Below are 25,383 nucleotides of genomic sequence, written 5' to 3'. Positions count from 1 at the left end.
GGAGTCGGTGAGCGGGCACTGCAGGTAGAGGCTGCCTCATGACGGGAACAGCCCGTACCGCCGCATCCACAGATCCGTCTCCAGGAACGGGATCAGCAGGTGCGCCGTCCCCGCGTGGGTGAGCGTGGGCCCCGCCCTGCCCATCAGCGCGAGCACCCTCTCCCGGTCGAGGAGCTGCCCCATGGGTGAGGCGGGGTCGTCCAGCAGGGCGCGTACCGCCTCGTGCACCAGCTTGTCCTGTGCGGGGGCATGGAGCGCGGGATAGGCGGACTTGGGCCGCAGCAGGATGTCCGGCGGGAGGAGATCGGCCACGGCCATGCGCAGCAGGCTCTTCTCCCGGCCGTCCGCCGTCTTCATTGACCAGGGTACGTTCCACATGTAGTCCAGCAGACGGTGGTCGCAGAACGGCACCCGCACTTCGAGACCGACGGCCATGCTCATTCGGTCCTTGCGGTCCAGCAGCATCGCCAGCGGGCCGTGCAGGGAGAAGAACAGCACCTCGCGCATCCGGGCGTCGAGGCCGGTCTCCCCGGCCAGGCGGGGAACCCGGGCGCGGAGCGTGGCGTAGCGGTCTGCCTCGGCCTCGGCGGGGTTCAGCCGTCGGCGCAGGTCGGAGGTGAGACAGTCCGCGAGGCGTGGCGCGTCGCCGAGCCAGGGGAAGGCGTCGCGCCAGACGGTGGCCGAGTCGTGAAACCAGGGGTACCCCCCGAAGATCTCGTCCGCGGCCTCGCCCGACAACGCGACCGTCGACCTCTCCCGCAGGGCGACGAACAGCAGGTACATCGATGTGTCGAACTGGCCGAGCGCCGGCAGGTCGCGGGCGGCACGTGCGTGCGGGAGGAAGTCTGCGACCTCGGACGGGTCGAGGACGACCTCACGGTGCTCGGTGCCGAGGTATGCGGCGGCGAGGGCCGCGTAGGGGCCGTCGCGTTCGGGGCGCAGGGCGGTAGGCCGGAAGTCGTCCTTCTCACCGCGGAAGCCCACGGAGTACGTCTCCAGCGGGCCCAGCCCCTGGTCAGTGAGGTGACGCGTGGCGAGGGCCACGACAGCGCTGGAGTCCAGGCCGCCGGAGAGCATGGCGGCGCGCGGCACGTCGGCAACCAGGTGCCGGGCCACGATGTCCGACAGCAACTCGCGCACGCGGCCCACGGTGGTGTCCAGGTCGTCGGTGTGCGGACGGCTGGTCAGGCCCCAGTACCGGCTCTCGTGGGACCCCCGTCTGCCGATGCGCACCACATGGCCCGGCTTGACCTCGTACAGTCCCCGCAGCGGGGTCTCGCCCGGCAGGGCGAGCCTCGGGTTCAGCAGCAGAGGCAGGGCGTCGGCGGGCAGGCGCGGGGTGAAGGAAGGGTGGGCGAGGATGCCCTTCGGTTCGGAGGCGAACAGCGCGCCGTGCGGGTGAGGGGCGTAGTAGAGGGGCTTGACGCCGAGGTGATCCCTGGCGAGGAGCAGTTCCTCGCTCCGTTCGTCCCATAGGGCGAACGCGAACATGCCGTTGAGCCGCTCGACGCAGTCCGCGCCCCACTCCAAGTAGGCGCGCAGCAGCACCTCGGTGTCGGACCGGGTGGTGAACCCGTGCCCCAGGTGCCTCAGTTCCCGGCGCAGCTCGCGGAAGTTGTAGATCTCGCCCGTGTAGACCAGCACTACCGGGGCACCCGCGGGGCCGGCCGTCGCGGTCATCGGCTGTGTGCCGCCCGCCGGATCGATCACCGCGAGCCGCCGGTGGCCGAGGGCCGCGTGGCGCCCGAGCCAGATGCCGCGGGCGTCGGGGCCGCGCAGGCGCATCGTGTCGGTCATGGCACCGAGCACGTTCTGCCCGCTGTACGGTTCCTGGCCGAAGTCGAGCCAGCCGACGAGGCCGCACATCAGAGGGTCCTTTCCAGTACGTGGAGCACCGCGCGTTCGAACGCGCCTGGGTCGCCCGCGAAGACACCGTCGGGGCGTGGGTGTGCCACCACGACGTCGGTGAAGCCCTCCTGCGCGCACCGGCCGACGAGGTCCGCGAGCCGTTCGGGAGAGCTGTACGAGTCGGGCACCACCCGGCTGAGGTTGACGAGTCTGCGCGGCGGGCCGGCCTGTCCGGTCCGTTCGCACGCCTCGGAAAGGCGCGCGGACTGCCGTCGCAGGGTGGCGAAGGCGTCTCGTTCCGCCTCGGCGCCGGGCTGCCGGGTGCCCCCGATGGTGACCCAGATGTCGGCGTGAGCGGCGGCCAAGAGCAGCCCGCGCGGGCCGGTGGCGGCGACCGCGAGCGGCAGCCGGGGCCGCCGCAGACAGCCGGGGGCCATCCGCACCTCCCTGGCGCGGTAGTGGCGTCCCTCGTAGGTGGTGACCGGACGGCGGAGCAACAGGTCGGTGAGCGTGACAAACTCACCGAACCGGTCGGCCCGTTCGGACGGCGAGGGTTCGGGCCCGCCGAGGCCGCGGGCGTCGGCCCCGGCGGTGCCGGCCCCGATGCCGAGCACGAACCTGCCGCCGCTCGCGTGATCCAGTGCCACCGCCTGCCGCGCCGTGAGCACCGGGTGGCGGAAGTTGGGTGAGACGACCAGGGTACCCAGGTGCATCCGGCTGGTCCCGGTGGCCGCGACGGCGAGGGTGGTCAGCGCGTCGAACCAGGGATGGTCCGCCGCAGTGCGCCAGGACAGGTGGTCCAGGGTCCAGGCGTGGTCGAAGCCGAGGTCCTCGCAGCGGCGCCAGATCCGGCCGCCGTCCGGACCCGGTGCCTCGGGCAGGACCAGCACTCCGAGCGCCGTCATGCGGGCACCGCCTTCCCGGAGGTGTCATACGCTCGCCGGGAGCGCAGTGCCCACCGTCCGGCCGTGACCGTTCCGAAGCCGCCGATCAGATAGAGACCGGCCAGCATCAGCCAACCGACGGTGCCCCACTCGACGAGCAGGACGGTCATGACGCCCGGGGCGAGCATCATGGCCGCGGACTGTCCGGTGGAGAACACGCCCTGGTACTCGCCGTGCGCGTCCTCGGGCGTCAGCCCGACGGACAGCCCGAGCCCACTGCCCACAAAGAACAGCTCCCCGATGACGTGCACCGAGGCGGCGAGGAAGAGCACGACGAGCACCGTCGTCCCCGAGCCGTCCACCGTGAGGGCGAACACCCCGCAGGAGGCGGCGAGCAGCACACCCGACCAGAGGCCGAGCCTGCTCGCCCCCTCCACCGTTGCGCCGGACCGGCTCACCCGGTTCTGGAACACCACCATGGCGACGGCATTGAAGCCCATCAGCACGCCCATGATCCACGCCGGGGCGTCGGTGTGTGCGGTGATCCACAGCGGCACGCCCGAGTCGAGCATGCCCCAGTTGAGGGCGAGCAGGCCGTTGAGGAAGGTGATCAGGAGGAAGGGGCGGTCGCGCAGCGCCAGTACGCCCCGCCGCACCCGGCGGTCGGCGAGCGACCGCACGTGGGGCACCTTGAGGAGCAGCGCGCTGGACAGCAGGCACACTGCGCCGTAACTCAGTACGAGCGACAGGTAGCCGGCCCTGCTGTGCACGGAGAGGACGACCGCGCCGAGCGCGGCCCCCACCACGATGCCGCCCTGGGTCATCACCCGCGCGGTGGAGATGCTCTGAAGGCGGTCCTCGCCCGTGGTGAGCCCGGAGATGACCGCGATGCGGACGCCCGGTGTGGACCGTTCGGCCGCGATCATCACGCAGGTCACCACGACGATCGTCCAGAAGTCGTCCGCCCAAGCGTAGGAGAGGAGCGCGAGCCCCTGCACCACGCCGAGGACGGCCAGCGTCTCGCGGGCTCCGACGCGGTCGGCGAGGTAGCCGACCGGGCCGCCCAGGATGAGGCCCGCGACACCGGCGGCGGTGATGCCGATGCCGAACTCGGCGGTGGTCAGACCCACCGACTCGAGGAAGAACATCGCCCAGCAGGTGAACCAGGCACCGCGCCCCAGGGACAACACCAGGGCGGCGAAGTACACCGGCCCCACCGGCCGCCGCCACCAGGCCGCCGTGGCCCAGGCGGGGCGACGTGGGGCCGTCGGAGCCGCTCGAGGCGGGGGATCGGGATGTGTGGGCATTCAGCGGCTCCGCAGGAAGGTGTCGAGGTCGAGCGTGCGGGACTCGTGCACGCCGGGGCAGTCGGCTCTGATGTCGTGGCGGGGCGGCCGGTCTGCGTCGTGGAAGTGCGTGGCGACGATTCGTCCGGCGGCGTCCACCGTGTACATCGGGGTGGCGACGAGGAAGTCCCGCACTGCGGGAGTATCCCGGCCGATGCGGAGGTACACTCGCCGGTCGCGGTGGTGGTCCTGGGGGTGCCGCACCGTCGGCCGCAGACGGCGCTTGAACTGGAAGACGCCCCTGCCGGGGAACGGGTCGGCACCGGAGAGGTCGATCTGCCGCACACCGTGCCGGGCGGCCCACTCCATCGTCAGGTAGTACACGGCCTTCACCGCGCCGCTGCGGTAGTGCGTCTCGTTCCCGTCGAGGACGCCCAGGAGCCGCATCCGCAGGGTGGTTCCGCCGTCCTCGTGGCGGCAGAGCACCCCCGCCACCCTCTTGCCGTGCTCGGTGACGTACAGCAGCACCCCGTGCCGGAACAGGGCGCGCCGCGCGACCGCCCAGTCGGTGCTGCGGGTTTCGGCCCCGTGCCGGGCCGTCATGGTGGGCAGGTGCATCCGCTCGTAGAAGAACCGGAGGTCGTCGACGCCGGTGCCTTCTTCGCAGGTCCACTGGTGAGTACGCCGGAGCTTCGCGAACTGCCGCCGCTCATTGGGCGAGACGCCCCGGAAACGGTCCCCTTCACCGGCGGCGAGTTCGAGCCAGGCGTGTACGCGGAAGGGCAGGGCGAGCGCGCGGTCCTGGGGGAGCGCGAGGGCACGCTCGCGGGAACAGCCAACGACGAGGACGTCGCTGCGGGGAGCGCGTGCCTCGCGCGCTATCGACGACCAGCGAACCGGCTCCTCATCGCGCCGGTCGGAGCCTTCGCACAGGGCCGCCTGCTGCTCCCGCACATGGGGCAGCACATAGGTCAGCCCCTCCGGGAAACCCTGGTAGGAGAGCGAGAACGGCCGCTGCGCCCCGGTGATGACGGTGTGCGCGTAGGTACGGCCGGGCGCTCCCGCCCATGCTGTGCGCGCGCTCGCCCACGGCCCCGAACCGGCGGTCCACTGGTAGCGCAGTCCGGCCGGCGCCCACACGCTCACCGGGGGGCCGCCGCGGCGTCGTGCACGGCCCGGCACAGGTCGGCGAGGCCGCCGATGGAGCGGAGCCGGTCCGCGGGCGGCGGGGTGAAGTCGTCGACGCCGTAGGAGCCCGAGGCGTGCAGGACGATCTCGTCGGTGGTGAGCAGTCCTCGCTCGACCGCCAGGAGAACGCCAGTCGTCACCATGACAAGCGACCACTCCCGCAGGTCCCGGGGGGCGGCCGGGAGGGCGATGCCGCCACGGGCCAGCAGGGCGCGGGTCTGCCCGTACCGCTGGAGGCACTCGTGCAGGGAGACCACGATCCCGCCGCCGCCGTTACCGCGGATGAGCGCATTCATGGCCGGAGACGTGGCGGGCGACCGGGTGTAGAACGTCGGCTCCAGGTCCTCGGCGGGGCTGAAGGTGGTGGCCGGGTGATGCAGGTCGCTGTCCTGGTGGTGCAGCCCGGTCACCGGGTCCGTCCGGTAGGCGGGCGGCCGCGTCCCATACAGGCTGAGCACCATGTCGGGGGTGGCGGCGTGCTGGACGAGGAAGTACTGCGGCGCGGTGGGGCCCTCGGGCAGCAGGGTGGTGCCGAAGTGGTGCCCGAGCAGCCCGAAGGCGCTCGACACCGCGTGCGCGTGGGTCCGGGTGACGCCCGGGGCGCCGGGCAGCGCGTCCCGCTCGGCGAAGGCCCGCACGGCGTCGGCACAGCGGTAGTTGTCCAGGTCGAGTGTGTGCCAGAGCCTGAAGCCGTATCGGGAGCGGATCTCTTCCGCACACAGGTCCGCGGCCCGCGCGACGAGTTCCTTCACATGGGCGGGGTGGTCGGCGTCGAGGACGCACAGGGGGTTGCGTTCCGCAAGCTCGGCGTCCTCCGACAGGGCCGACGACCACAGCTTCGCCCGGGAGGCGTCGGGGACCAGGGAGACGATACGGAGCTCCGCGGGCGTCGCGAGCCCCGTCCGGTAGGCGCGCAGCACCGCGTCGCGCAGTGCTGTGGCCTTGTTGGCGGACGACGGCGTGACCAGCATGACCGGTTCACCGGTCGTCTCGGTGTGCCGCACCGCCCTGGCGACGATGACGTGCGAGGCGAGGGTCTTGACCGTGAGGGTGCCGGGATTGCCCATGAGGTCCAGCAGTACGAGCCGGCTGTTGCCCACCCTGCCGAGGGGGGCGAAGCGGAGATCGGTGACGGCGAAGAACTCCGTCAACCACTCGTCGTCGGCGGGGAGTTCGAACGCCGGCTCGAAGGGGCGCGTGCAGGGCTCGCCGGGAGTGTCCGTGGCCGCCGTGGCGGGTCTGGATCTGGCGGCTCTCTCCGCCGCTGCGTGGGACAGGGCGCGGCGCAGCGCGGTGCCGTGCTCGGGGAGCACGCGCGAGGTCCGCGGGACGGTCAGGTGCGCGACGCCGGGCGCGAGGTCGGTACGCGGCGTGGTCGGAGTGTCGACGGTGCTGGTCATCGGGCTCCTTCGAGGTCAGGACACGGCGGGGGACGTCGGGGCGCGGCCCAGTGCCGTGGCGAAGGCCCGCAGTGGCGGGACGAGTTCGGGGTGGTCGCCGCGCGAGGCGTTCTCGAGCAGCTCAGCGGCGGCGGTCAGCTGGGCGACACGGCCCCAGGGGGTGTCGAGCAGGTGCGCCAGTTCCGCGCGCACGCGGGCGGCGGTACGCGGTACCAGCAGCGAGTAGGCGAGCAGCAAGGCCGCGTCGTATCCGCGCGGTGCGGTGCCGTACGCCTCCCAGTCGATCAGCACCGGCCCCCGGCGGGTGAGGTTGCTCCAGTGCAGGTCGCCGTGGGCGGCGGTGAACTCCACTTCCACCGGCGGCGGCAGCCCGAGGAAGACGGGGAACACCTGGTCGAGCCAGGCGCGCCGCAGCGTGACGCGCTCCGTCACGGTGGTCGACACCGCGGCGAGGGACGTCCGCAGCGAGGCCCACCACCGGCCGGGGAGCTCCAGCGGGGCCCGCAGCACCGGGTCGGCGGAGCACACCGGGCTGCTCAGGTACGCAGACAGCTCCGCGTGGTAGAGCGCACCGCCCGTACGGTGCTCGTCGACCGCGTACAGGCGGGGCTGCGGTACGCCGGGGAGTACCGCAGCCGCCACGGCCGTGCCCTCCCAGGCCGCGTCGGGGCGCCGGCTGGCGGGCGCGGAGTCCAGGCGCAGCCAGCAGTCGCCGTGTGCCGGGTGCCGGGCGGGCCTGCCGAGGGTGCGGCCGTTCCAGCCCCAGGTCTCCGGCCCGGTGACGGTGACGCCGAGCTGGACGGCGGCACGGTGGTGTGCCGCCGTCATCCGTCCCCGTTGGGCGGGGTCGTTCGGTGGGGCGTACATATCAGGCGTGTCTTGTTTCGGCGACGACCTTCTCGGCCCAGTCGTAGATCTGGGCGATGGGCTTCATCCGCTCCTCGGGCTCCAGGAGGAAGAAGCCGCCCGGACAGTTGTTGACCTCTAGGACGCGGTAACCGTCGGGGGTGGGCAGGAAGTCGACACCCGCTACGGTGAGGCCCATCGCCTGCGCGGCCTTCACCGCGATCGGCACCAGTTCCGCGGGAGGTTCGACGATCTCGGTCTGCGCGCCCTGGTTGACGTTGGCGCGCCACTGGTCACCTTGCGGTATGCGGCGGAAGCTGAGGGACGGCGCGTCTCCGACGACGGTGATCCTCAGGTCGCCCTCGGGGCTCGGGTAGTACGGCTGGACGACGAGGGAACCGTACCGTGCGAGCATTTTCTCGACCGTCGGCAGCGCGGACGGCAGGTCGTCCACGATGCGCTCGACGTCCGTGCCGCCCCAGCCGCCGGACGGCTTGTGGACCACCGGCCCCCACTCGCGCCAGGCGTCGGCGACCTGCTCGGGCGTGCGGCAGGACCGGGACGGCGGTACGGGCACGCCGGCGTCACCCAGCTTCTGCATCATGATGTATTTGCTCTCCGCCCCGACCCACACATCGGCGGGGTCGAGGACCGGCAGTTCGGGGACGCCGCTCACCAGGGTCAGCATCTCCAGGTCCCGCTGGAAGCTTTCGGGGCGCAGCTGCGCACGGGAGAGCACCACGTCGAAGGAGCGGGCCGGCTGCCCGAGCAGGGTGACGTCCGATCCGTGTCGCGCGGGGATGCAGTCCACCTCGTCGAGCGTGAACAGTACGGTCTCGTGGCCGAGTTCCCGTCCGAAGGTCTCCAGGGAGACCGAGTCGGGATCCTCTTCGCCGTGGTCCCAGGCGAGTACGCCGATCTTCATGGTGAGTCTCCTGTGGTGGAAGTGGTGGAAGTGGTGGAAGTGGTGGGAGGGAAGTTGGTGGAACGGGTACGGGGGCCACGCACGGCCCGTGGGTCACGCACCCCGCGCGCATCCGGCCGCGAGGGTGCGGCGGCCGGCGAGGACGATCAGGAGGCCGGCGACCGCGCAGGCAGCCGGGACGCCGAAGGCGCGCCCCGCGCCGAGCGCGTCGACTGCCCAGCCTCCGGCGGCCGAGCCGATCGTCATGCCGAAACCGGTGCCGCCCGACGACCAGGCGATGCCCTCGGTGAGGGACGCCTCGGGCACCACCTGCTCGATGACCTCCATGCCGATGACCATCGCCAGGGACATCGACGGGCCCGCGACGAGCAGCAGCAGGGAGAGTGTGAGCAGATTCCCGGCGAGCAGCAGGGGCAGCAGCCCGGCGGCGAAGCCCAGGACCGCCCAGGTGAACCTGCGGTGCAGAGGCGTACGCACCTTGGCGACCCCGTACACCAGCCCGGCGAGCAGGCTGCTGACGCCCCACACTCCCAGCAGCAGCCCACTGGCGCCGCGGCTTCCCTGTTCGGTGGCGAAGCCGACGACGATGATCTCCATGGAGCCGAATACTCCTCCGATGCCCAGCATCACGGCGAACAGCAGCCGCATCGCGGGCAGCCGCATCACTCCCACCGGCGCCGCCTTGCCCGTGTGGGCGGACGGCTCGGGCTGGGTGGAGCGCTGTACGGCGAGGGAGAGGGTGCCGAGGACCGCGCAGCCGAGGACCGCGCCGAGCCCGACGAGCGGACCGATGCCGGTGGCGAGCGCGGTGACGAGCACAGGGCCGACGATGTAGACGGCCTCTTCGGTCGCGCCCTCCAGGGCGTAGCAGGTGCGCAGCTGTTCAGTGCCCCGGTACATCTTGGTCCAGCGGGCCCGGACCAGGGAGCCCACCAGCGGCAGCGACGCACCCGCCGCGGCCGCCAGCGGGAACAGCGTCCAGGCCGGCCAGTCGGCAGCGATGGCCGCGATGATGAGGCCCATGGAGCAGCCGAAGACCAGCGCGAGCGGTGGCAGGACACGGTCCTGGCCATACCGGTCGTGCAGTCGGCCGACCTGCGGGCCGACGACGGCGGAGGCGAGCCCCAGTACGCCGGTGACGGTGCCCGCGAGCGCATAACTGCCGTTGTCCTCGGACAGGGCGAGGACCAGGGCGAGGCCGGCCATCGCGACGGTGAGCCGGGCGACGAAGCCCGCCGCCACGAAGCGCACGGCCCCTTGGGCCTGGAACAGCTCAGCGTACCGAGCCATCGGTCCGAGCAGCGCCCGGCCGCGCCCCCGGGGACGGGCGTCCGTCTCCGGAGCGCTGCCGCCCCGGGCGGCGGAGGGCGACCCGGGCGGTCCGGGACTGTCGTCCTCCGCGCACCGGACACCGGCTTGTGCGGTGCGGCCGTCCGGCCCGGTGGGACGGCCGTGCGGTGTGGAGCTCCGGTCCGGTGCGCCCGTCGGGTGCGTTTCGTGGTCGGCGGTCATGCGGGTGTCGTCGTCCTCTCGGATCAGCTCTGCGCGGGCCGTTCGATACGGCCGTCGAGAGCGCTGCGGTCGAGGAGCCGGTGCAGCAGCGCGGCGCCGGCCCTCGGGGTGTCGTCCGCGCGCGGACCGATGACGCGGTCCACGTGGCGGTGGTCGAACGGGTTGGCGCGGCCCCTGACGGGGGCTTCCTCTGGCATGTCGGAGGGGTCGGTGAGCGCGCCGAGCACGGAGAAGGCGGGGTTGTCGACCTGGGCGGCGATACGGGCGGCCCAGGCGTCCAGCGGTTCGACGCGGACGTCGTAGCCGTAGTCCCGTACCCAGGCGGCGACGTCATCGAAGTCGACGACCTCGCCGTCGGTGAGGTGGAAGGTGCTGCCGAAGGCCTCGGGTGCGGCGGCGATCCCCGCGATGTCGGAGACGACCTGGTCGACGGGCAGCCACGGCTCGGGCACCTTGCGCGCGGGCAGCGCCCCGACCGGGATGCCGCCGAGCACGAGCCGGCCGATCAGGTCGTCGTCGGGCCACACGCCGGTCTCGGTGTTGCCCACCACCCGGCCGATGCGCAGGACGGTCGCGGGCAGGCCTCGTTCGGCGGCCCGGCGCACCAGGGCCTCGGCCACCCACTTGCTCTGCGCGTACCCGTAGGTCAGCCCATCGGGCGCGGGCAGCGCCTCCTCGTACCACCGGTCCTGTCCCGGCCGTTCCTTCCACGGCATGACCGAGACCGTGGAGCTGAAGTGGACCGCCTTGATGCGGCCCGCTGCGGCGAAGCGCAACACTTCCAGAGTGCCCGCCACGTTGGCTGCGCGCAGGGCGCTGTAGGGGCGGGCGAGGTTGTTGCTGGCGCCGTTGTGGAACACCGCGTCGACGGAGCCGGCCAGGGCGGCGAACTCCTCCTCCGCCAGGCCGAACCGGGGCAGCCGCAGGTCTCCCGGCACCAGGGTGACGGGCGCGTCGGTGGGGAGCTTGACCTCGTGGACGTGGAGGGCGGCGTGCAGGCGGGCGGCGGCCCTCCGGTGGTCGTCGGCGTGCACCAGGCAGGTGATGCGGGCGCGGGTGGTCCCCACCAGCTTCTGGAGCAGGTGGACACCGGTGAAGTCGGTCGCGCCGGTGAGCAGGATGTGCTCCGGGTCGGTCATCCGGGCCAGGTCCTCCGGGGTCACCGCGGGCACGAAGGGGATCGGCAGGGCGGCGTCCGCGAGGAGCACCTGGCGCAGTTCGTCGTCCTCCGTCAGGGCGGTCCGCCCGGCGCGGGCGCGCGTCACGGCGTCGGCGAGTGCGGCGATCGTGGGGTGCTCGAAGACGGTGGAGAGCGGGAGTTCGACCGAGAGCTCCTCCCTGATCCGGTTGACGGCCTGGATGGCGAGCAGCGAGTGTCCGCCCAGTTCGAAGAAGTCGTCATCGAGGCCGATCGGGCCGATGCCGAGAACGCCCGCCCAGATCGCGGCGAGTGCCCGGTGGTCGGTGCGCTCGGCGGGGAGGTACGGCACCGAGATCTCGGGCCGGACCGCTTCGGGTGCCGGCAGTGCCTGGTGGTCGACCTTGCCGTTGGCGTTGAGCGGAAGGGCGTCGAGGACGACGTAGTGGGTGGGCACCATGTGCCGGAGCAGCGTCGCGTTCAGGTGGGTGCGCAGCGCGGGTATGTCCACTCCGGCGCTGCTCGTCGTGGTGACGTAGGCAACGAGCCGCTGGGTGCCGTTCTCGTCAACAGGGGCGGCGACAGCCGCGGTGCGGACGTCCTGGTGTGCCGTCAGCTTCGCCTCGATCTCTTCGGGTTCAACGCGGAAGCCGCGGATGCTGAGCTGCCGGTCGGCGCGGCCGTGGAACTCGATGGCCCCGTCGGGTCGGCGTCGCCCCAGGTCGCCCGTGCGGTAGAGGCAGGCTGCCGGGTCGTTGCCGAACGGGTCGGTGAGGAAGCGTTCCCCGGTCAGCGCGGGGTTGTTGCGGTAACCGCGCGATACCGCGGATCCGCCGATGTGGATTTCGCCGATCTCGCCGTCGGCCACGGGGATGCCGTCGGGGCGCAGGAGGTGGACAGTGCTGCCGGGGACGGGGTGGCCGATGGGTACGACCGACTCCGTCCAGCCGGGTATGCAGCGCCAGATGGTGTTGTCGTTGGTGGTCTCGGTCGGGCCGTAGTGGTTCTCCAGCCGGGCGTGCGGAAGCAGGTCGTAGAAGCGGTTGGCCACCTGGGGGCGGAGGACGTCGCCGCCGGACACCACCAAGCGCAGTGACGCGAGGTCCTCGGCCGCGCCCGGGAGCTGGAGTATCTGCGCCAGCAGTGCGGGCACGAGGTCGAGCTGGGTCACCTTGTGGGAGCGAACCAGCCGCGCCAGACCGGCCGGGTCGCGCCGCTCCTCCTCGTCGACGATCACGAGCCTGGCCCCGGAGGTCAGCGGCGCGAAGATCTCCACGACGGAGGAGTCAAAGCTGAAGGAGTACTTCAGCAGTCCGGTGTCGGAGGGCTGCCATTCGCTGCTCTCCCGGGTCACCGCCAGGGTGGTGGCGATGTTCCCGTGGGTGACCTCGACGCCCTTGGGTCGGCCCGTCGAGCCGGAGGTGTAGACAATGTAGGCGAGCTGGCCCGGGCCGGGCAGTGGGGCGCGGTCGTCTTCGGCGGGCGGCGGCGGGCCCTGGACGGGAGTGAGCGGCACGACGGGTGCGTCGGCGCCGGCGAGCACGTCCTGGACGTCGGATGCGGCGGCGACCACGGTCACCCCGGCGTCGGCGAGGAGGAAGTCGAGACGGTCGCGCGGGTGGGCGGGGTCGAGGGGTACGTACGCGGCGTGGCTCTTGAGCACGGCCAGCGCGCCCACGATCATCTCGAAGCCGGGGCGGGCGAGGACGCCCACGTTGCTCTCGGCGCGGACACCGGCGGCCCGCAGCCGTGCGCCCTGGTCGTCGGCCCAGCGGTCGAGTTCGCCGTAGGTGAGCCGGCGCTCGCCGTAGACGAGGGCCACGGCGTCAGGGGTGGCGGCGGCGCGCGCCTCGAACAACGGGACGATGCCGTCGGCGGCGGTGGGGTGGAAGGGGCCGGCCGACAGTGCACCATCCGTGGTGGCGGGAGGGGCGGTGACGCCCGCCGGGACAGTGGGGTCGACGGAGCTGGTGGTGACGGTCATCTCGGTGGTTCTCCTTGCCTGTTCTCGGGTGGTCAGATCGACGTTTCGACGGCGACGGATCGTGCCAGTGCGGAGATCGGGGCGTCCGGGTCGCGAACGACCTGCTCGGCGATCGCGATGTAGTCCTGGATCATCCGCATGACGGTCGGGCGGTCGAACAGGTCCGTGGAGTAGGACCACTCCATGAGCACGTCGTCGTCCGTCGCTCCGCCCGATTCGGCGACCAACTGGTCACCGCGCGGGATGAGGACGACGTCCAGGTCGTGCTTGGCGGTGCGGTTCTGGAGGTACTTGATCTCCGCTTCCCCCTCGCCGAGCCGCATGTGTGGCACCCGGGCGTCGTGGTAGGAGAACGCCACCTGGTAGAGCGGGTTGTACGACAGGTCGCGGACCGGGTTGAGGGCCTCGACCAGCTTGGGGAAAGGCAGGTCCTGATTGCGGTAGGCGTCCACCGCGACCTTGGAGACCTGGCGCAGCAGGTCGCGGAAGGTGGGCTCGCCGCTGAGGTCGGCCCGCATCACCACGTTGTTGATCATCATGCCGATCAGCGGTTCGGTGGCCCGGAAGCGGCGGTTGGCGATCGAGGAGGCGACTGAGATGTCGGTGGTGCCCGACCAGTGCCCCATCAGCGTGAAGAACGCCGATAGCATCGTCATGAAGCCGGTGGAGCCGGTGGCGGCGCCCACCTTGCGCATGCCGTCGTACACCGCGGCGGGCAGGTTCACCTGGATGGTCTCGCCGTGCGGGCTCTGCTGCTTGGGTCGCGGCCGGTCGGTGGGCAGCGGCAGCAGGGCGGGCGCGCCGTCGAGGGTGCGCCGCCAGAACTCCAGCTGTTCCCTGGCGGCGTCGCCGCGCAGCCACTCGCGCTGCCAGATGGTGTAGTCGGCGAACTGGACAGGTAGTTCGGGCAGGTCCGGGGCCTCGCCCTTGACCAGCGCGCCGTAGGCCTCGCGCAGTTCGCCGAGCAGGACGCCGAACGACCAGCCGTCGTGGATGAAGTGGTGCTCGATGAGCAGCAGCAGGTGATGGTCGGGGGCGAGACGGAAGAGCACCCAGCGGAACAGTGGCGGGGCGGCCACGTCGATGCGGCGGGCGACGAACCTCTCCATCCGTTCCAGCGCCAGCAGTTCGCGTATGTCCTCCGGGTCGCCGGACAGGTCGACGAACGGGACGGTCATCCGGAAGGGTTTCTGGACGACCTGCCGCGGTTGTCCGTCGACCTCCACGAACGCGGTGCGCAGGTGCTCGTGCCGGGCCACGATGCGGGTGAGCGCCTCTTCGAGGAGGGCGTGGTCGACGTGTCCGGCCACGTCGAGGTACGCCTGGGTGTGGTAAGCGATGCTGCCCGGCAGGAGTTTGCCGAGGATCCACACCTGCTCCTGCGGCGCAGAGAGCGGAATGCCTCCGCTGCGGTCGGCGGGCACGGGCCCGCGGTCGCCGTCCTCGGCGTCACTGCTCGACCGCTCGTCGATCCACACGGCGAGCCCCGAGACGGTCGGCAGGTCGAATATGGTCACCAGCGGCACTTCGGTACCGAGCGCCTCACGGATGCGGGCGATGGTACGGGTGGCGAGGATCGAGTGGCCGCCGAGCTCAAAGAAGTTGTCGTGTGCGCCGACGGGGGCGATGTTGAGGATCTCCGACCAGATGTCCGCGAGGGTGCTTTCCAGTCCGGGGGCGGGCTCGGCGTACGCGACGTCGCCGAGGTCCGGCCTGGCGTTGGCCGGCTCGGGCAGCGCCCGGTAGTCGGTCTTACCCGTGGTACCCAGTGGCAGCCGGTCGAGTAGGACGAAGTGCGTCGGCATCATGTACGGCGGGAGGGCGTTCGAGAGGTGCCGGCGCAGGGCGCCGACGGCGACCCCGTGTCCCGGCTTGGCGACGACCCAGGCGATCAGGCGCTCGGCGCCGGTGGCGCCGGGACGGGCGGAGACCGCGGCCGCCTGGACGTGCGGGTGGGCGAGCAGGGCGGTCTCGATCTCGTCCGGTTCGACGCGGTAGCCGCGAATGCTCAGTTGGCGGTCGGCGCGGCCGTGGAACTCGAGTGCGCCGTCGGGCCTGATCCGGCCGAGGTCGCCGGTGCGGTAGAGACGGGCGTCCGGATCGTCCGCGAAGGGGTCGGGCACGAATCGTTCGGAGGTGAGTCCGGGCTGGGCGCGGTATCCCCTGCTGACGCCGGTCCCGCCGATGTGGATCTCGCCGGTGGCGCCGTCCGCGACGGGACGCCCCTCCGCATCGAGCAGGTGGACGCGTACGCCGTCGACCGGCCGCCCGATAGGCACGATGCCCTGCACGTCGGCCGGGGAGCACTGCCAGTAGGTCGCGATGACGGTGGCCTCGGTGGGGCCGTACTGGTTGTGGAGTTCGGCCCCTGGCAGGACGGTGAAGAACCGGCCAACCAGCTCGGGCGGCAGGGTGTCGGCGCCGGAGATGACGAGCCGTAGCGGCGCGAGGGCGTCGGCGGCACCGGGGAGTTCGAGGACCTGGGCGAGCATCGCCGGCACCACGTCCCAGAACGTGACGCAGTGACGTGCGATGAGGGCAGCCAGGGCGGTCGGGTCGCGACGCTCCTCCGTGGTGGCGATCACCAGCCTGGCACCGTGCGCGAGCGGGGCGAAGATCTCCAGCACCGACGCGTCGAAGGTGAACGAATGGGTGAGGACGCCCACGTCGCCCGGGGTGAGGCGGTACACGTCCCCGACGGCCCGCAGCAGGTGGGCGACGCCGGAGTGGTTGACCTCGACGCCCTTGGGACGGCCCGTGGAGCCGGAGGTGTAGATGATGTACGCGAGGTCACCGGGCCCGGGTGCCGACGCCGGTTCCTGCTCGCTCGACGGGCCTTCCCCGGCGGCGAGTTCGAGCACCGGGACGCTTATGCCGGGCAGCAGGGCGCGGTGTTCGGGGCCGCTCAGCACGGCGGCCAGGTCCGCGTCCCCGACGAGCTGCGTCAGCCGCTCCCGCGGGTGGGCCGGATCGAGCGGCACGTAGGCGGCGCCCGACCTGAGGACGCCGAGCAGACCGGCGATCAGTTCGATGCCGGGAACGGCGAGTACGCCCACGCAGGCGCCCTTCGCCACACCGGCCGCGTGCAGGGTGGCGGCCACGCCTCCCGCACGGCGGTCCAGCTCCGCGTACGTGAGGGAGCGCTCCCCGTACTCCACTGCCACGGCGTCGGGCGTCCTCGCCGCCTGCGCCGCGAACAGCGCGGTGACGGTCGTCTGGGTATCGACGGGCATTCATTCCTCCGCAAGGTCGAACGACTGCATCCAGCCGGTGTCGACGGTCAATGTCGTGACGTGGGAGAAATTCTCGGTACCCGCCCTGTCAAAAGTCCTATATTCCGGCCCCGTGTACGAGCGCCAAAATATAGGTGTGCCGTAGCACGACAAGGGACCCTCTTTCCCAGTTGGCTTTCTCGAAGAGGAGCTCATATGACCAAGACCGTCGGAATTGATCTGGTGCTCTCCGCGCACTGGCGGGCGGATGACGGTAAGAAATCCCCGCATCTGCCCGAGGGGTTTCCGGAAATAGGGTGGCTGGGACACCTCGTCACCGCACTGGAGACGTGCCCCGGCCACCGGGCCCGGCTGTTGGAGGAGGGTGAGCTCGCCGGCGGGGCGGCGGACGTGGACGTGTTGCTGCTGCCCGTACCGCACGGTGTCGCGGACCGGGCGCTGTCCCCTTCCGAGGAGGCCGGCCTGCGGGCGTTCGTCGAGTCGGGCGGCGGGCTGCTGCTGATCGGCGACAGCGCGACGCCTGACCCCGAAGCGGCCGGCGCCGCGCTTCCGCTGCTGACGGGGGTGTCCCTCACGGAGTCGCTGGTGAGTACGGCCCGGCCGGCGCCGGACTCGCACCTGTTGGCGTACGGACTGGACGCGACACCGGTCCCCGGGCACGCCGCCACTACAGGCGTCCACGCCCTCCACGTACACCGGGCGAGGGCCCTGGAGGGCGCTCAGGGGCTGCACCCGCTGGCGGTGGGCGCGGGTGGCGTCCTCGCCGCGGCCGGGCAGCTGGGGGCGGGGCGGATCGCCGTGGTCGGGAACGGCGCGATGTTCACTCTTCCCTTCCTGGGGTGTGCCGACAACGCCCGTTTCCTGGTGAACCTGGTGCAGTGGCTCTCCGGTGGTGAGCCGGAGGCGGGCGCGGCCGGCGAGGCGACGCGGCTGATCACCGAAGGGCACCGTTTCAGCGCCCGGCTGTTCTCCCCCGAGCCCGATCTGGAGCGTGTGCCCGGCGCCCACGCGGCGGACGCGCGAGCCCACCGGCGGGAGTTCGAGGAGATCGGCCGCCGCCCGCTGCCCGATCCGTATGACGACCAGGATGCCTTCCTGGCGGAGGCGCAGCTGCGGTTCCACGAGCTGCCGCGCGCGGTGCGCCAGTCGGTGGTGCAGTTCGCACAGCATTCCAATGATTACGGCGCACTGTTGGTGAAGGGGCTGCCGGTCGACCCGCGGCTTCCCGACACGCCGACCAATCCGCGGTGCCGGGTGCACACCGATCGGAAACTCGGCGAATTGTGGCTCGCCGCCTTCTCCTCGGCGATCGGTTCGCCTTTCGCCTACCGGCAGGAGAAGCGCGGACTCCTGTTCCAGAACATCGCGCCCACACCGCACAACGCGACGAAACTCTCCTCGGAGAGTTCGGCGATGCTGCTGGATTTCCACACCGAGACGGCGTTCCACCCGCACATGCCGGACTACGTGATGCTGCACTGTTTGCGGCCCGACCACAAGAAGACCGCGAAGACCATCGTCTCCAGCGTTCGGATGATCCTGCCCGAGCTGTCGCTGCGCGAGCGCACCGTGCTGTTCGAGCCGGTCTTCCGTACCGGTGTCGACTACTCCTTTGGCAGCCACAACGGGACTCAGGGCAACGGTCCCGTACTGCCGGTGCTGTATGGCAACCCGTACGACCCCCAGATGACCGCGGACCTCGACCTGATGGTCGGGCTCACACCGGCGGCCGAACGCGCACTGGACAGTCTCCGGGCAGCGGTGCAGCGGACCACGCGCTGGGTGACGCTGGACCGCGGCGACCTGCTGATCGTCGACAACCGCCGCTCGGTGCACGGCCGCTCGGAGTTCACCGCTCGTTTCGACGGGCGCGACAGGTGGCTCCAGCGGACCTGTGTGTCCCGCGACCTGGCCCGTTCGGCGGCTGACAGGGCGGCCGGCGCGCGGGTGCTGGAGACCGCGTTCGCCGTCTGAACCGGGCCGTGCGGAGGGCGGGGGTGCGGATGCGGAGGCCCGCGTCCGCACCCCGTGTGGCTTCTGGTGCGCGGGCGCCGCGCCGGGGCGGTCCGCACCCGGGCGCGGAAGCCGCCCCGTGCGCCTGTGCGCGAGTGGCGCGTTCACCTCCGGTACCGCTGGGCGCCCAGCGGCATGCCGCGCAGGCGGCCCGTACGGGGGCAGCGTCCGCTGCGGGCGGAGCGGGGCCCGCCGGAGAGCGCGGTGAGCCCACCGTGCAGTGCGGCCTGGTATGCGTCGGTCAGCGCGGGCCCCGGGTCGACCCCGAGCTCTTCCGCGAGCACCCGTCGCCCCTCGTGGTATGTGCCGATCGCGTCGGCCTGCCGGTCGGCGCGGCACAGGGCGGTCATCAGCTGCACGCGCAGTCGCTCGCGCAGGGGCTGCCGGGCCACCAGGCCGGTCAGTTCGGGGACGAGGGCGCGGTGCCGCCCGAGTGCGAGATCCGCCTCGATGCGGCTTTCCAGCGCGATCGCCCGGCGTTCCTCCAGCTGGGCGGCCTCGGTGGTGATCAGGTATTCGGTGGTGTTGCTCAGTGCGGGCCCCCGCCACAGCCCCAGGGCCGCGCGCAGCGTCGTGGCGGCGCGCCCCGGCGCGCCGGAGCTGATCTCGTCGGCTCCCTGTCGGGTCAGCCGCTCGAACTCCACCGCGTCGATATGGGTCCCCGCCGCGGGGCGGAGCGAGTAGCCGCGGGCTTCGCGGACGACGTCGGCCGCGGAGCCGAGTGCGGCACGGATCCGCGACACGTAGGTGTAGAGCTGGGCGCCGCTGGTCGAAGGCGGTGCCCAGTCCCACAGAAGCGTGCTCAGGCTCGTGTCGGAGACCACGCGGGCGCGCGCCAGGACGAGCGCGGCCAGCACGGTGTGCACTTTGGCGCCGGACAGCGAGACGGGTAACGCCTCATGTCGAGCTTCCACCGGGCCGAGTATCAGAAGGTCCACGGTTCCCCCAAAAATCAGGCGCCGCACGACGGTGGCCGGACGGCATTTGCTGCCCATGACGGTAGGAAGCCGGAGGCCCCTTGTCAATTAGTTGACGGCCTTTGGCAACGCCTGTCCGCTCATGCTTAGGCGGCTCTCGTGTGCGTGCCGATCGCGTCGGCCTGCCGGTCGGCGCGGCACAGGGCGGTCATCAGCTGCACGCGCAGTCGCTCGCGCAGGGGCTGCCGGGCCACCAGGCCGGTCAGTTCGGGGACGAGGGCGCGGTGCCGCCCGAGTGCGAGATCCGCCTCGATGCGGCTTTCCAGCGCGATCGCCCGGCGTTCCTCCAGCTGGGCGGCCTCGGTGGTGATCAGGTATTCGGTGGTGTTGCTCAGTGTGGGCCCCGCTTCGCGAACGATGTCGGCCGCGGAGCCGAGCGCGGCACGGATTCGCGACGCGTAGGTGTAGAGCTGGGCGTCGCTGGTCGAAGGCGGTATCCAGTCCCACAGAAGCGTGTCAGGCGACGCGCGACGGTGGCCGGACGGCGTTTGCTGCCCATGACGGCAGGAAGCCGGAGGGTCTCTTGTCAATTAGTTGACTGCCCTTGGCAACACCTGTCCGCTCGTGCTTAGGTGACTCTCGCCACGGGGGCCACGACATTCGACCGACCATCCAGTGCGACCCCTGCCGGGCTCCATCGCGCCCCGAGCGCCATGGGGCACCCCGTCACTAGGTATGGAGAAGTCAGTGAAGATGCAGCTCAAGCGCGCCGGTCTGGCCATCGGACTCGTCACGGCACTTGTCCTTGGGTTAGGTCAGGCGGATGGCTGTGGCCCCCTGTACGCCCTGGCCGGAGCCGGTCGGCCGACGGGTGGAGTGGATCTCGACGACATCGACTGGCCGTAGGTCCCGACGCCGAAGCGCTCCCGCTTTGTCATCCTTTGCTCGATGTGCGAACAAACTTGACAGAGTGGGGCGGGCGATTGACAAACCGGCTGGCCGGGCGGCAACCTAGCCGGTATGCATAGCCCTCCGGATTCGGCCCCCCAGCAGCCTCTTTTCGGCCGCCGCCTGCGTGCCCTGCGGACCGCGCGCGGCATGTCCCAGGCCCAATTGGCCGGCACCGAGATCTCGACTGCGTACCTGTCGCGGCTGGAATCCGGGGAACGCCCGCCCACCCCCCGTGTGCTGTCCTACCTGTGCACCCGCCTGGAGGTGGCACCCTCCGCCTTCCACGGCTCGTCCGGCAGCATTCTCACGCAGACCCTGGCCACGGTCGTCACGCTCGGCGAGTCCGCGGAGAACGCCAGGCTGCTGGAGGACGCGCTCCAGCAGGACGACGAAGGGGACGCCGCCCTGCGCTGGCAGGCACACTGGCTGCTCGCCCGCAGCTACCGAGCCCGGGGCGAGAGCGAACGTGAGCTGTCCACCCTCCAGGAGCTGACCCGCCTCAGCGACGGGGTCGGTGTGCCGGATCTCCAGGCCCGCTCACGGGTTGGCCTGGCCCGGCGCCTGCGCGACTCTGGTGAGCTCGCCCTCGCGCACGTGTCCGCCACCGAAGCCCTCGCCCTGGCCGAACGGCACCAGCTGTTGACCCGTGATGTCGTCGAGGCCCTGATGACCGTCATCTCGGTCGAGGCGGAGAGCGGGCGACTGCACGAAGCACGGTCCCGCGCTGACCGGCTGGTTGAGGCCCTGGCTGCCGACGTTCCCGTACAACTCCAGGTGGAGGCCCTGTGGACGGCCGCCACGGTGCGCGTCCGGCAGGTCGACCGGACCGGCGCGGTGAGCTTGTTGCAGCGGGCGCTGTATCTCCTGCCCAGCAACGAGGACCCGCTGCTGTGGATGCGGCTGAGGCTCGCCGCCACATCGCTGTACCTCCAGATGGACCCGCGGGACACCGCGCAGGCACGCGCGCGGCTCGCTGAGGCCCGCGTGGCGGCGGAGCTCGTTGGGATGCCGCTGCACCGCCGGGAGGTTCTGTTCCTCCAGTGCCAGCTCGCCTTCCACGAGGGGCGCTACGACGAGGCCCGCGAGTTCAGCGACCAGGTGGGCGCCGGCACGAAGGGCATGGGGCTGCGGGAGCAGGTGCGCCTGGACATCCTCCGCAATCAGCTCGCGATCATCGACGGTGACCGGGCGTCCGCCGTGGTCGCCATGGAGCGCATCGCCAAGAAGGCCCAGGAGTCCTCCAACGTCGAACTGTCCGCCGAGGTCTGGCGTGCCCTCGCCGAGGCGCTCGCAGTGCAGGGACGCACCGCCCCCTCGGGGTGAGGCGCCCGGCCAGGGCGCGCATCGAAGGTGAACAGCTGGCCCTCGCCGCCGTCGTCGCACGCCCGCTGGACGATGTCCGTCCACGGGTCGCGCGACGCGTCCCGCGCCTCCAGACACAGGCCGCCTCGCATGACCACCACCCACCCGCGCCGTGCCGCCCGTCGCACTGGTCATGGACCGGTACGACGACGTCGCCCACACTCACACTGTCCTGGCAGCCCACGATCCCGCCGCCGACCAGATCACCCTGCACCCAGCGGCCGGGCACAACCAGTGACACCGCTCTCGTCCACGACCTCCTGGCAGCCCAGGGCAAGGCGCCCCTGTTGCCGGGCCGCTTCCCCGCAGACCAACAGCCCGCGTGGGAGGCCGCCACCACCTGGATCGGTGCCCTGCCCGCTGCCCGGCTGACCGTGCTGCGCGCCCATCGGCTCACCACCCGGCGCCTCGAGCGCCTCCTGCACCTGCGCAACACCACCGGCATCCACCTGACCCTGGTCTGCCACCGACCCCCACCTGACCACTGCGCTCGACCAGGCCCTGCACACCGTGCCCCACACCATCACCAGCGACCTGGACACCGCCCGCAGCCATTACTACAACGGCGCACCTCCAGCAGCCGGCACCCAGCCATCCGCGCAGACCCCGCCCGCGTCGGCGGTCCGCCGGATAACCGTTCCCGCCCTGGACCGCCTCGTCTTCTACGACAGCACCCAGCCCTGCACCGGCCCGTACACGCCAGCACCCATCTACCGGCGGCACGGGCCCCCGCCACGCCCCCTCATCGAAACAGCCGCATACGAGATCACCCGCAGAATCCACCGGACAACCGCGCATCCCTGGCTGGCCACAGCTCCGGCCGCCACGCTGTCACCCGTTCCAGCAACTCCTCACCGTCCACACCGAAGACCTCGGCCCCGACATGGCCACCCTCACCTTCCACGCCCCCGCCGGCCGCTCGACGGCTGCGCCTCCCACCCGATCCCGGCATGGGCCTGCCCGTTCCTGTGCGCTGCGACACCCTTCGTCGCCCTCGCCGACAGTCGGGAACTGCTGGCCCGCCAGGACGAACGCTCCCACACCTCGTGTCTCGCCGAGAACGCAACACTGCGCCCACCCCAGCCTCCGCTCCCGCAGCCAGCCGCACCAGCGGCGTCGTGGGGGACTGGGTAGAACGAGGGCAAGCCGAGCGCTAGGAGACCCTGCTGTCCCGGCCGGGAACGCCCGCCCCGCGGCGCCGGTCGACCGAGACATCCCTACGCCTCCAGCGGCCCAACATCCCTCGATCACCGGCCCGGTCATCCAAGGGCGAGGTCCGCGAACTCGACATCCGAGAAGGCCACCCGGAGCCCGTGAGCACCCCCTCCTCCGCTGCTTGGTGCATGCGGCCCTGGCCGCATGGGCCGTCAGGCCGAGGAAATTCGCGCCACCGACATCCCACCCGTCAGCACAGGAGAGCTGACGACATGACGATCCGCTGGGCCGGAGAGACTATCGACTGCGTCGACGCGGAACGGGTCGCGGGCTTCTGGAGCGCACTGCTGGACTGCCCGTGAACGCCCTCCCGGACCGGCTGGATCTACCTCGGCCATCCCGGCGCACCGCAGCCCCGCCTTAACTTCCAGCCCGTGCCTGAGCCGAAGCACGGCAAGGTACGCCTGCACATGGACGTCGTGGTCGACGACATCGACCAGCGCATCGCCCGGGTCGATGCCCTTGGCGGTCGGTTGACCGGGGAACGGCACGACTACGACGAAGCCGTGGTCGTCGTGATGGCCGACCTTGGGCTGTGGCCGTTCAGGAGGAGGTTGCCGAAGCGGTAGCTGTAGCCGGACTTGTCGGAAGGGGCCGGTTCTAGATGGTGACCGGAAGGTGGCCGGTGTTCTTCAGGCCCTGGTTCAGCGGCGCTGACCTATCCGGATCCGCCCCGGTCGGTGGAAGCATTCCCAGATGGCACGGTAAAAGGGAGGCTTGTGCAGCCCGATGCCCGCGATCGCTGGGGACTGCCAGCATCGGAGCGCGGCTCATGCTCGCCAGATTCTCCCCAGCGGTCCCGGTGCGTCGCCGGAATCGGCGATCTGGGCTGCACTGCATCACGGGACCTCGTCTCACGACGGCTGCTCAGAGCCAGTCCCGCCGCTTGAAGACGAAGTACAAACTGGTGCACACGATCGCCATCAGGACGATGGCGAAGGGGTATCCGAACACCCAGTGCAACTCCGGCATGTGGTCGAAGTTCATGCCGTAGATGGTCCCCACCAGCGTCGGCGCGAAGAGGATCGCCGCCCACGACGAGATCTTTTTGATCTCCTCGTTCTGTTCGAAACCGGCCTCGGCCAGGGCCCGCATTTCGGCGTTCTGCTGCTGGTTCACCAGGGTTGCGTTGACGGCGAGGATGTCCTGCAGGGCCTGCCGGAAGCCGTCCACGCGGTCCGTGGTGTGCAGTGCGTGGTCGGCCACGTCGCGCAGGTAGCGGCGCAGCTCCTCGTCGATGGCGTATTTCTCGAAACCCGCGGTCAGGCCCTCCAGCATGCCGTTGAGCGGGCGGGTGGCGCGCTGGAACTCGACCACCTCACGGGAGAGTTCGTAGATACGCCGGGAAACCCGGGGGTCGCCGCCGAAGACCTCGGTCTCGATCTCGTCGATGTCGTTCTGGACGCCGGCGACGACCGGCTCATAGCCGTCGACGACGGCATCGAGGATGGCGTAGAGAACGGCTTCGGGGCCGCGCTTGAGGAGTTCGGGGGTGCCCTCCATGCGTGCGCGTACGGCCGAGAGGTCGGGGGCGCCGCCGTGTCGCACGGTGAGCACGAAGTCGCGGCCGACGAAGACGTGCAGCTCGCCGAAGTCGACCTCCTCCGGGTCGTCGAGATAGCGCGCGGCGCGCAGGACGACGAAGAGAGTGCCGCCGTAGCGTTCCAGCTTGGGGCGCTGGTGGGCCTCCAGGGCGTCCTCGACAGCGAGGGGGTGCAGGTCGAACTCCGTGGCCAGGGCGAGAAGTTCGTCGCGGCTGGGGCGGTGCAGGCCGATCCAGGCGAGAGTGCCGGAGGTGGCGCGCTGCTGCCGGAAGGCCTCGGCGAGTGTGTCATGGGTGCTGACCCGGCGGCCGTCACGGTAGAGGACGGCATTGATGACGCTGCCGGGGGCTTCGGCGGGGGGCTGCGCCGCCGCGTCGGAATCGTCCTTGCTCCGGGCGGGCGAGGGCCCGGCGGGGCGCTTCTTGGCGGGCTTGCGCAGGCCGCGCAGGCCACGCGGACGACGACCGGGAGGCTCGGACCCCACGACAGCACCAACCTCCGTCACACGGGGATGAACGGGCACACAGAATCTCGACGGAGGATATCTGCCGCGGATGTCGGAACAGGTCATCGGGCATGGTGCAGGATGGAGCGGGGCGTGCCGCGGCGTGTGTCACGTCCGCCGAGGTTTGTGGGTTTATCCCTAGAATTGTGCGATGCAGATACCGCAGACAGCCAACACTCTCCCGGGCGAGGTGATTCGATGAACGGCCCCGATGCCACCGACGAGCAGTGGGAAGGGCTGGCCGAGGTCGTCCCGCTCCGCGGCAGCAGTGAATGGCCTTCCTGGCCCGACCACCGTGCCCTCCCCGAGGAGGAGCCGGCCGAGGAGGCGCGGCGGTTCATCGTCATTCGCGTCCAGACCTTCGCGGACGCCCGTGAGGTGGCCGAGTACCTGATGGCGCAGCTCCCGGTCCTGCTGGACCTCAGCAGCGCCGACGCCGATGTCGCCAAGCGCATCCTGGACTTCTCCAGCGGAGTCGTCTTCGGGCTCGGCAGCGGGATGCACCGCGTGGACACCAATGTCTTCCTGCTGGCGCCGAACGGGACCGAGGTCGCGGAAGAGGTGGCGGGCAGTGTCCCCCGTTCGTAGGAAGAGCTGTTGGGCGTAACGGTTCTCCGGTCGGGCGCTGCATA

General features: G+C 71.2%; 19 protein-coding genes. 6 read left to right on the top strand and 13 right to left on the bottom strand.

What is annotated here, in order from left to right; all coding sequences use genetic code 11:
- Positions 1 to 36: 36 nt before the first annotated feature.
- The 10 genes from asnB to OHS81_RS08140 form a co-directional block, all read right to left on the bottom strand.
- Positions 37 to 1,866, bottom strand: a complete 1,830-nt coding sequence (gene asnB, locus OHS81_RS08185; protein ID WP_328383858.1) for an asparagine synthase (glutamine-hydrolyzing) — start codon at positions 1,864 to 1,866, stop codon at positions 37 to 39.
- Positions 1,866 to 2,753: an LLM class flavin-dependent oxidoreductase gene (locus tag OHS81_RS08180; protein WP_328383856.1), complete on the bottom strand. Its 888-nt coding sequence runs from the start codon at positions 2,751 to 2,753 to the stop codon at positions 1,866 to 1,868. The genes asnB and OHS81_RS08180 overlap by 1 nt, the downstream gene beginning before the upstream one ends.
- Positions 2,750 to 3,949: an MFS transporter gene (locus OHS81_RS08175; RefSeq protein WP_328383854.1), complete on the bottom strand. Its 1,200-nt coding sequence runs from the start codon at positions 3,947 to 3,949 to the stop codon at positions 2,750 to 2,752. The genes OHS81_RS08180 and OHS81_RS08175 overlap by 4 nt, the downstream gene beginning before the upstream one ends.
- A 90-nt stretch (positions 3,950 to 4,039) precedes the next feature.
- The gene (locus OHS81_RS08170; RefSeq protein ID WP_328383852.1) at positions 4,040 to 5,164 is read right to left on the bottom strand and encodes a GNAT family N-acetyltransferase; all 1,125 of its coding nucleotides are present in this window, start codon (positions 5,162 to 5,164) and stop codon (positions 4,040 to 4,042) included.
- Entirely contained in the window at positions 5,161 to 6,606 is a 1,446-nt protein-coding gene (locus OHS81_RS08165) for a DUF6002 family protein (protein ID WP_328383850.1), read from the bottom strand. The genes OHS81_RS08170 and OHS81_RS08165 overlap by 4 nt, the downstream gene beginning before the upstream one ends.
- Positions 6,607 to 6,621: 15 nt before the next feature.
- A complete protein-coding gene (locus tag OHS81_RS08160) occupies positions 6,622 to 7,473 on the bottom strand; it encodes a phosphotransferase (RefSeq protein WP_328383848.1) in 852 nt (283 codons plus the stop codon).
- A gap of 1 nt (position 7,474) precedes the next feature.
- A complete protein-coding gene (locus OHS81_RS08155) occupies positions 7,475 to 8,377 on the bottom strand; it encodes an ATP-grasp domain-containing protein (protein ID WP_328383846.1) in 903 nt (300 codons plus the stop codon).
- A gap of 93 nt (positions 8,378 to 8,470) precedes the next feature.
- On the bottom strand, positions 8,471 to 9,667 hold the full coding sequence (locus OHS81_RS08150) for an MFS transporter (RefSeq protein ID WP_328383844.1): 1,197 nt from the start codon (positions 9,665 to 9,667) through the stop codon (positions 8,471 to 8,473).
- Between the two features lie 245 nt (positions 9,668 to 9,912).
- The gene (locus tag OHS81_RS08145; protein ID WP_328383842.1) at positions 9,913 to 13,011 is read right to left on the bottom strand and encodes a non-ribosomal peptide synthetase; all 3,099 of its coding nucleotides are present in this window, start codon (positions 13,009 to 13,011) and stop codon (positions 9,913 to 9,915) included.
- A gap of 32 nt (positions 13,012 to 13,043) precedes the next feature.
- The gene (locus tag OHS81_RS08140; RefSeq protein ID WP_328383841.1) at positions 13,044 to 16,244 is read right to left on the bottom strand and encodes an amino acid adenylation domain-containing protein; all 3,201 of its coding nucleotides are present in this window, start codon (positions 16,242 to 16,244) and stop codon (positions 13,044 to 13,046) included.
- A gap of 195 nt (positions 16,245 to 16,439) precedes the next feature.
- On the opposite strand from OHS81_RS08140, the gene OHS81_RS08135 reads away from it, so the two are divergent.
- Positions 16,440 to 18,218 (top strand): TauD/TfdA family dioxygenase, encoded by a 1,779-nt coding sequence (locus OHS81_RS08135; RefSeq protein ID WP_328383840.1) that lies wholly within the window; start codon positions 16,440 to 16,442, stop codon positions 18,216 to 18,218.
- Positions 18,219 to 18,361: 143 nt separating this feature from the next.
- Here OHS81_RS08135 and OHS81_RS08130 read toward each other — a convergent pair whose 3' ends face one another.
- Together OHS81_RS08130 and OHS81_RS08125 are read right to left on the bottom strand one after the other, a co-directional pair.
- Positions 18,362 to 19,171: an AfsR/SARP family transcriptional regulator gene (locus OHS81_RS08130; protein ID WP_328383838.1), complete on the bottom strand. Its 810-nt coding sequence runs from the start codon at positions 19,169 to 19,171 to the stop codon at positions 18,362 to 18,364.
- Positions 19,172 to 19,320: 149 nt separating this feature from the next.
- Complete coding sequence (locus OHS81_RS08125) at positions 19,321 to 19,764, bottom strand: AfsR/SARP family transcriptional regulator (RefSeq protein ID WP_328383837.1); 444 nt, start codon at positions 19,762 to 19,764, stop codon at positions 19,321 to 19,323.
- A gap of 145 nt (positions 19,765 to 19,909) precedes the next feature.
- On the opposite strand from OHS81_RS08125, the gene OHS81_RS08120 reads away from it, so the two are divergent.
- The 4 genes from OHS81_RS08120 (at position 19,910) to OHS81_RS08105 (ending at position 23,271) form a co-directional block, all read left to right on the top strand.
- Positions 19,910 to 20,080 carry a hypothetical protein gene (locus OHS81_RS08120; RefSeq protein ID WP_328383835.1) on the top strand — a complete coding sequence of 57 codons (171 nt, stop codon included), beginning with the start codon at positions 19,910 to 19,912 and terminating at the stop codon, positions 20,078 to 20,080.
- A gap of 114 nt (positions 20,081 to 20,194) precedes the next feature.
- Positions 20,195 to 21,448: a helix-turn-helix domain-containing protein gene (locus OHS81_RS08115; protein WP_328383833.1), complete on the top strand. Its 1,254-nt coding sequence runs from the start codon at positions 20,195 to 20,197 to the stop codon at positions 21,446 to 21,448.
- 151 nt (positions 21,449 to 21,599) lie between these two features.
- Complete coding sequence (locus OHS81_RS08110) at positions 21,600 to 21,725, top strand: hypothetical protein (RefSeq protein ID WP_328383831.1); 126 nt, start codon at positions 21,600 to 21,602, stop codon at positions 21,723 to 21,725.
- Positions 21,726 to 23,025: 1,300 nt separating this feature from the next.
- Positions 23,026 to 23,271, top strand: a complete 246-nt coding sequence (locus OHS81_RS08105; protein ID WP_328390980.1) for a VOC family protein — start codon at positions 23,026 to 23,028, stop codon at positions 23,269 to 23,271.
- 298 nt (positions 23,272 to 23,569) lie between these two features.
- Here OHS81_RS08105 and OHS81_RS08100 read toward each other — a convergent pair whose 3' ends face one another.
- Positions 23,570 to 24,730: a magnesium and cobalt transport protein CorA gene (locus OHS81_RS08100; protein WP_328383829.1), complete on the bottom strand. Its 1,161-nt coding sequence runs from the start codon at positions 24,728 to 24,730 to the stop codon at positions 23,570 to 23,572.
- A 219-nt stretch (positions 24,731 to 24,949) separates the two neighbouring features.
- Between OHS81_RS08100 and OHS81_RS08095 the strand changes: the two genes are divergently transcribed.
- Entirely contained in the window at positions 24,950 to 25,339 is a 390-nt protein-coding gene (locus tag OHS81_RS08095) for a cell division protein SepF (RefSeq protein ID WP_328383827.1), read from the top strand.
- Positions 25,340 to 25,383 lie beyond the last annotated feature (44 nt).

It is taken from the genome of Streptomyces sp. NBC_00400 (assembly GCF_036048035.1).
Lineage (GTDB): Bacteria > Actinomycetota > Actinomycetes > Streptomycetales > Streptomycetaceae > Streptomyces.
Note: the sequence above shows the minus strand (reverse complement) of the source record. Positions and strands in the feature narration are given on the sequence as shown.

Excerpts from the sequence above, each read along its gene's own strand:
- asnB (WP_328383858.1), bottom strand. The coding sequence starts at position 1,866 with ATGTGCGGCCTCGTCGGCTGGCTCGACTTCGGCCAGGAACCGTACAGC.
- OHS81_RS08180 (WP_328383856.1), bottom strand. The coding sequence starts at position 2,753 with ATGACGGCGCTCGGAGTGCTGGTCCTGCCCGAGGCACCGGGTCCGGAC.
- OHS81_RS08165 (WP_328383850.1), bottom strand. The coding sequence starts at position 6,606 with ATGACCAGCACCGTCGACACTCCGACCACGCCGCGTACCGACCTCGCG.
- OHS81_RS08160 (WP_328383848.1), bottom strand. The coding sequence starts at position 7,473 with ATGTACGCCCCACCGAACGACCCCGCCCAACGGGGACGGATGACGGCG.
- OHS81_RS08155 (WP_328383846.1), bottom strand. The coding sequence starts at position 8,377 with ATGAAGATCGGCGTACTCGCCTGGGACCACGGCGAAGAGGATCCCGAC.
- OHS81_RS08150 (WP_328383844.1), bottom strand. The coding sequence starts at position 9,667 with ATGGCTCGGTACGCTGAGCTGTTCCAGGCCCAAGGGGCCGTGCGCTTC.
- OHS81_RS08145 (WP_328383842.1), bottom strand. The coding sequence starts at position 13,011 with ATGACCGTCACCACCAGCTCCGTCGACCCCACTGTCCCGGCGGGCGTC.
- OHS81_RS08140 (WP_328383841.1), bottom strand. The coding sequence starts at position 16,244 with ATGCCCGTCGATACCCAGACGACCGTCACCGCGCTGTTCGCGGCGCAG.
- OHS81_RS08135 (WP_328383840.1), top strand. The coding sequence starts at position 16,440 with ATGACCAAGACCGTCGGAATTGATCTGGTGCTCTCCGCGCACTGGCGG.
- OHS81_RS08120 (WP_328383835.1), top strand. The coding sequence starts at position 19,910 with ATGGAGAAGTCAGTGAAGATGCAGCTCAAGCGCGCCGGTCTGGCCATC.
- OHS81_RS08115 (WP_328383833.1), top strand. The coding sequence starts at position 20,195 with ATGCATAGCCCTCCGGATTCGGCCCCCCAGCAGCCTCTTTTCGGCCGC.
- OHS81_RS08095 (WP_328383827.1), top strand. The coding sequence starts at position 24,950 with ATGAACGGCCCCGATGCCACCGACGAGCAGTGGGAAGGGCTGGCCGAG.